Raw genomic sequence first — 6,418 nt, 5'->3', positions numbered from 1 at the left:
AGGAGGGGAGAGTGGGAATGATAGCAAAAGTAAAGACAGCAAACCCCTCTCAGTCACCCTAGCGGGTGACAGCTCCCCCCAAGGGGAGTCTCTTAGTGTCGCTTTGCGCTAACATACAAAACCGCAAGCGGTAATCAGGTACAACCCTTCCGTCTGCTCACTGCGTTCGCAGCCACCTTCCCCGAGGGGCAGGCAAGAAGTCAGGCTTAAAGCTGACTTACCTTGGTTCCCCCTTGGGGGAACTGTCGCCGTAGGCGACTAAAGGGGGTGCTAAAAGCTTCGGTAGCAGAAAGCCTCTCTGAGGAGGGGAGAGTGGGAATGATAGCAAAAGTAAAGACAGCAAACCCCTCTCAGTCGCCCTGACGGGCGACAGCTCTCCCCTAGGAGAGCCTTTCTCAGCATATACCGCAAGCGGTAATCAGGCTTTTAAGAAGGCAGCCAGCCTCCAAAGATAACTTTACTATAACACACCAACCGGCATTTGACAAGAGTTCTGGCAACTTCGTTCTGTCCCACACCTCTCGCAAGAATTTTAATCAGCGTATTCGCCAATAAAGCAAAATCACGAATATGCCAAGAGGCAAAAGGCAGCATAGCAAAATCTTTCCCCTCTATCTCCCATTTTCCTACTATTTCCCATATAGATAGTTGATAATTATTTTCAATCGTGATATGATTATATTGGTTCCTAAGGAACTAATAATTGATTATTCTTACAAAAGAATGAAAAAGAGAGGTTTTTTAAATGACGACTGTTGCTGAAAAGTATTTACAAATTGCTAAGCTGGCGAAGGATCCTGCTAATGCAGAGGTTGTTATTGATGGTATTCTGACATTTTTCGGATTGGATTATTTTGACTTAGACCTGGGTGTTGAGTACCTGTATACTACCAAGGTGATTGACTATAAATTCAGAAGCGTGCTGCACAAGGCTGAAGATATGGATGCTATTATGGCATGGTTCAAAGAAAAAGCCGGCGTTACCGACGAAGAGATCGCTGCTGCTGAAGCAAAAGAAAAAGAATACGTTGCAGGCTGCCTGATGCTTGCTAAACAATATCTGGGCATGGGCCACTGCATCAGCGGCAAAACCTACCTGGAGCTGGCTGCTGCCAAAGGCTCTGAAGAAGCAATCGCACAGCTGAAGGACATGGAATATGCACAAGACATGTACAACCTGGGTGAGCATTACCTGGCAATGGGCCATTGCATCTGCTCCAAGACCTACTTTGAACTGGCTGCTGCCAAAGGCTGCCCGAAAGCTGCTGCTAAGCTGAAGGACATGGAATACGCAGAAGATATGTACAAGCTGGGCGAGCAATACCTGGGCATGGGCCACAAAATCTGCTCCAAGACCTACTTTGAATTAGCTGCTGCCAAAGGCTGCCCGAAGGCTGCTGCTAAGCTGAAGGATATGGAATACGCTGCAGACATGTACAAGCTGGGCGAGCAATATCTGGCAATGGGCCACAAAATCTGCTCCAAAACCTACTTTGAACTGGCTGCTGCCAAAGGTTGCCCGGAAGCTGCTGCTAAGTTAGCTGAATACTAAGCATAATTGATTCTCTAAAATAAGTGTTGGAGTTTTGACCTGATTCAGGTTAAGACTGCCAACACTTTTTTGCTTAAAAGACTTGTGTTGGCAGCTGGAAAAGCGTTCCTGAAAAAAATTGCAAAAAAACACTTGCCAAAACGCTAAACATATGGTAATATATATACCTGTCAGACACCTGACATTGGCCCGGTGGTTCAGTTGGTTAGAATGCCGCCCTGTCACGGCGGAGGTCGTGGGTTCGAGTCCCATCCGGGTCGCCAATGCGGAAATAGCTCAGTGGTAGAGCACCTCCTTGCCAAGGAGGGGGTCGCGAGTTCGAATCTCGTTTTCCGCTCCATAGGGGCATAGTTCAATGGTAGAGCAACGGTCTCCAAAACCGTCGATCTGGGTTCGAGTCCTAGTGCCCCTGCCATAGTTAAAGTAGCCTGAGAGTTCGCTCTCAGGCTTTTTTCATGCCTGCGTTTAGCAAGATACTACTTTATTAGCAAATAGTTTATGCAAGGCTTTGCTGCTAACCCCTTTACCTTGCATCTTACAAGCTTTTCTGTAACTTTCAAGACAATTTTATTGACAGTATGACTGAAAAAGCATATAATAAAATAGTTTAGTAATACTGTGAAAGGATGCACTTGACAAGCATCCTTTTTCTTGTCTTTTATGAAGGAGAGAAAAGGAATAATGATTAGAAACGATATTCGTAATATAGCAATTATTGCCCACGTTGACCATGGCAAGACTACCCTGGTTGATGCTATGCTGAAGCAAAGCGGCGTTTTCCGTGCTAACGAGCGCGTGGAAGAACGCGTTATGGACTCCAACGCATTGGAGCGTGAACGTGGTATCACCATTCTGTCTAAAAACACTGCTGTTATGCATAACGGCGTAAAAATCAACATTCTGGACACCCCGGGCCATGCTGACTTCGGCGGCGAGGTTGAACGCGTACTGACCATGGTTGATGGCGTACTGCTGCTGGTTGATGCTTATGAAGGCCCGATGCCGCAGACCAAATACGTACTGCGTAAAGCATTGGAGCAACACCTGAAACCGATTGTTGTCATCAACAAGATTGACCGTCCTGACCAACGTGTTGATGAGGTTATTGATGAAGTTCTGGACCTGTTCATTGAACTGGATGCAGATGAAGATCAGCTGGAGTTCCCGGTTGTTCTGGCTTCCGCCCGTAACGGTATTGCCAAGCTGTCCATGGATGAGGAAAGCGATTCTCTGGAGCCTTTGTTCAAAGTAATTCTGGAAAACATTCCTGCTCCGGACGTTGACGTTAACGCACCGCTGCAGATGCTGGTTAATACCCTGGATTATGATGATTATGTAGGCCGTATCGTTGTCGGCCGCGTAGTTCGCGGTACCATCCACAACGGCGAAAACATTACCCTGATGGACGAAGCAGGCAACCGTAACGGCAAAATCGGCCGTCTGTACACCTACCAGGGCCTGAAGCGTGTAGAAGTGCCTGAGGTTGAAGCAGGTGATATCGTTGCGCTGATCGGTCTGCAGGACGCTAACATCGGCGACACCATCGCTGACAGCGAAAATCCGGAAGCTCTGAAGGGCATCAAGATTGACGAACCTACTCTGTCCATGCTCTTCTACGTTAACAACAGCCCGTTTGCCGGTCGTGAAGGCGAATTCGTTACCAGCCGTCACCTGCGTGACCGTCTGTTCAAAGAGGTTAAAACCAACGTTTCCATGCGTGTTAAAGAAACCGACAGCCCGGATGCTTATGAGGTTGCTGGTCGTGGCGAGCTGCATCTGTCTATTTTGATTGAAACCATGCGTCGTGAAGGCTTTGAGCTGCAGGTTGGTAAACCTAAGGTTATTATGCACCGCGATGAAAACGGCAAGCTGATGGAGCCTATGGAAGCATTGACCATTGACGTACCGCAGGACTTCATGGGTGCTGTAATGGAAGGCCTGGGCCTGCGTAAAGCTGAGCTGCAGAACATGACCGAAATGGCCGGCTATCTGCGTATGGAATTCAAGATTCCTGCTCGTGGCCTGATTGGCTTCCGTAACCAGTTCCTTACTGATACTAAAGGTAACGGCATTATGAACCACGTATTTGCCGGTTATGAAGAATATAAGGGTGAAATCCCCGGCCGTACCCGTGGCAGCCTGGTTGCATTTGAAACTGGCGAAACCACCTCCTATGGTATCGGCAATGCTCAGGAGCGCGGCACCATGTTCGTAGTTCCTGCAGAAAAGATTTACGAAGGCCAGCTGGTTGGCGAAAACAGTCGTGAAGACGACATGGACGTTAACCCCTGCAAGAAGAAACATGTCAGCAACATGCGTGCTTCCGGCAGTGACGACGCTATCCGTCTGATTCCGCCTCAGACCTTCTCTCTGGAGCAGGCTCTGGAGCACATCAACGATGATGAGCTGGTTGAGGTAACTCCGAAGAGCATCCGTATGCGTAAGAAGGTTCTGGACCGTCTGGAGCGCGGCAAGCTGCGTGGCCGTATGAAGAATGTTCAAGCATAAATTTTGACAACCTGTTGAAAATTTGCTACAATTAGATTACTAAGCAGGACTTTTGCCTATAGGCAGCGAATAATAGTCTAAATAACTGTTTTGGTTTGGAGGCTGATGGCCATGGGTTTAAAAAATACAGCAATGAAATTCTTTTGGTCAGATGAACAGGAAGAGCAGCAGGAGGTATATGCCCGTCCGCGTCTGCTGAAATCCGGTCATTTGAATATTATGGTGCGTACGCCGAAATCCTTTGCGGATGTGCGTGAGTATGCAGATTCTCTGATGAACGGCAGCGCAATTATGGTATGCTTCGATGCAGTTGACGAAGCGCTCAGATATCGCATTTTTGATTATCTGAACGGCGTAAGCTACATTGTAAATGCCGATGTGAAAAAAATTAATGATGATTTGCTGCTTTATGCACCTGAACAGGTACAGGTTAGCAAGGAAGAGACAAGAGCTTCTTCCAGTGTACGTTCCTGGCTTAGTAAATAAAAATTAAAAAATTAGCCGTTGCTTGTCACTCTGCGGGGTGGCTGGCAGCGGCTTTTTGTCTATCTGCAGGGCCTGGCAATATTTGCAAATACCAGCTTGGTGTGCTAAAATTAAAAGAACTTTATTAATCCTATCAGTGAAGCTAAACAGGAAAGAAGAGGTATATATGAGCGAAATGAAAATGAAGAAGAATGGTAAAAAATTAGGTGTTGTCGGTGGCCTTGGCCCTGCAGCTGCTGCAGAGTTCTTGCGTCAGTTTACTATGAGATGCCCGGCAAGCTGCGACCAGGAGCACCCGGTAGTGTATATGATTGGTGACTGCGATATCCCGGACCGCGGCACAGCAATTTTCGGCAAGGGTGAATCCCCGCTGCCGAAGCTGAAGGCTGATTTACTGCAGCTGTGCGATATGGGTGCGGATGTACTTGCTGTTCCCTGCAATACTGCACATTTCTTTATCGACCAATTTGCTGATGAATTGCCGGTACCGTTGCTGCATATCGTTGACGAAACCGTTAAGGCTGCCAAAGAGCTGTCTCCGGAAAAGGGTGCCTGGATGCTGTCTACTAAAGGCACGCGTGCTTGCGGACTGTATCAGAAATATGCCGAAAAGCGCGGACTGACACTGTACATTCCGAATGAGGAGCAGAGCGATAAATCTCAGGAGGTTATCAACTGCGTTAAGGCTAACCAGCTGGCAAAGGCCGGCGCTATTATGAAGGAGCTGGTAGAGGAGCTGTGGGCTGAGCGTGATATTCCTGTAATGACCGCCTGCACAGAGCTGCCGCTTGGCTATGATGCATCCGGACTGCCGCAGGAGCGCAGCGTTTCCAGCATCGGTGCGCTGGCAGATGCCTGCGTGCGTGCTCTTTATGAAGAAGTAAAATAATATTTGTTCGCTGAACCACCTTGGCGTGAGGCTGAGGTGGTTTTTATTTTACTGCGATAAATTGCACATAATTTTCAGAAAACAACTTGACTGCCAGATATTGATGCTTTATAATCTAATAAGTAGAAAAATCTGAAAATTACAAAGATAGGGAGCTGATAAAGTGCCAACACAGGAGCTTACCGAAGTGCAGCAAATTGTTCAGGAGCTGTGCTTAATGAATAATAAGTTTATGAATAAGGTTTTTGAAAACAATATTCCTGCAGCGGAATTGTTATTGCGCATTATTTTGAAAAATGATAAAATCAAAGTGAAAGAAGTTAAGGTGCAGAATTTTATCCAAAATCTTTATGGACATTCGGCACAAATGGATATTCTAGCACAGGATGAGGCTGGAGTATACTTCAATGTTGAGGTTCAACGTAGTGATGAAGGTGCGCCAGCAAAAAGAGCACGCTTTTACAGCAGCTTGCTGGACAGTAATTTGCTGAAGGCCGGTAAGCCATACGAACAGTTACCGGTTACCTATGTAATTTTTATCACTGAAAATGATGTGCTTCAAGGTAATCTGCCATTATACGATATTGATAGAGTGATTAAGCAAAACGGTGCTGATTTTGGCGATGGTACGCATATCGTTTATGTAAACAGTAAGGTACAAGATGATACACCGTTAGGCAAGCTGATGCAGGATTTTTACTGTAAGGATCCCGCAAGGATGCATTATAGTGAATTAGCTGCGAAATGCGGATATTTGAAAAATGCAAAGGAGAGTAAAGCTGACATGCAGGATATTATTGAACAATACGCAGAGAAACGAGCGCAAAGAGCTGTTGCAGAAAACGATATGAAGGTCGTTGAGAAACTTCTAGGAAAAGGAATGTCGGTAGAAGAAATAGCAAATCTGTTGGATTTAACGGAAGCTCATGTAAGAGAACTTGCTGGTAAGCGCAGTGCCTAAGCGGCTGTTTGCAAAACACAAA

5 protein-coding genes and 3 tRNA genes are annotated in these 6,418 nt (G+C 46.5%); all 8 read left to right on the top strand.

What is annotated here, in order from left to right; genetic code table 11:
* The first annotated feature begins 745 nt into the window (after positions 1–745).
* A complete protein-coding gene (locus Q0612_RS07235; protein WP_298882694.1) occupies positions 746–1,552 on the top strand; it encodes a hypothetical protein in 807 nt (268 codons plus the stop codon).
* Positions 1,553–1,738: 186 nt separating this feature from the next.
* Positions 1,739–1,815 (top strand) — tRNA-Asp (locus Q0612_RS07230).
* 2 nt (positions 1,816–1,817) lie between these two features.
* Positions 1,818–1,892 (top strand) — tRNA-Gly (locus Q0612_RS07225).
* Position 1,893: 1 nt separating this feature from the next.
* Positions 1,894–1,967: transfer RNA gene (locus Q0612_RS07220), tRNA-Trp, on the top strand.
* Between the two features lie 266 nt (positions 1,968–2,233).
* Positions 2,234–4,060, top strand: a complete 1,827-nt coding sequence (gene typA, locus Q0612_RS07215) for a translational GTPase TypA (protein WP_293828098.1) — start codon at positions 2,234–2,236, stop codon at positions 4,058–4,060.
* A 111-nt stretch (positions 4,061–4,171) separates the two neighbouring features.
* On the top strand, positions 4,172–4,546 hold the full coding sequence (gene sepF / locus Q0612_RS07210; RefSeq protein WP_293828100.1) for a cell division protein SepF: 375 nt from the start codon (positions 4,172–4,174) through the stop codon (positions 4,544–4,546).
* Positions 4,547–4,712: 166 nt separating this feature from the next.
* Positions 4,713–5,435 (top strand): aspartate/glutamate racemase family protein, encoded by a 723-nt coding sequence (locus tag Q0612_RS07205; RefSeq protein ID WP_293828102.1) that lies wholly within the window; start codon positions 4,713–4,715, stop codon positions 5,433–5,435.
* A 187-nt stretch (positions 5,436–5,622) separates the two neighbouring features.
* On the top strand, positions 5,623–6,396 hold the full coding sequence (locus tag Q0612_RS07200; protein ID WP_298882687.1) for a PD-(D/E)XK nuclease family transposase: 774 nt from the start codon (positions 5,623–5,625) through the stop codon (positions 6,394–6,396).
* The last annotated feature ends 22 nt before the right edge of the window (positions 6,397–6,418 follow it).

Source organism: uncultured Phascolarctobacterium sp. (assembly GCF_937920985.1).
In the GTDB taxonomy this organism is placed as follows: Bacteria; Bacillota; Negativicutes; order Acidaminococcales; family Acidaminococcaceae; genus Phascolarctobacterium_A.
Note: the sequence above shows the minus strand (reverse complement) of the source record. Positions and strands in the feature narration are given on the sequence as shown.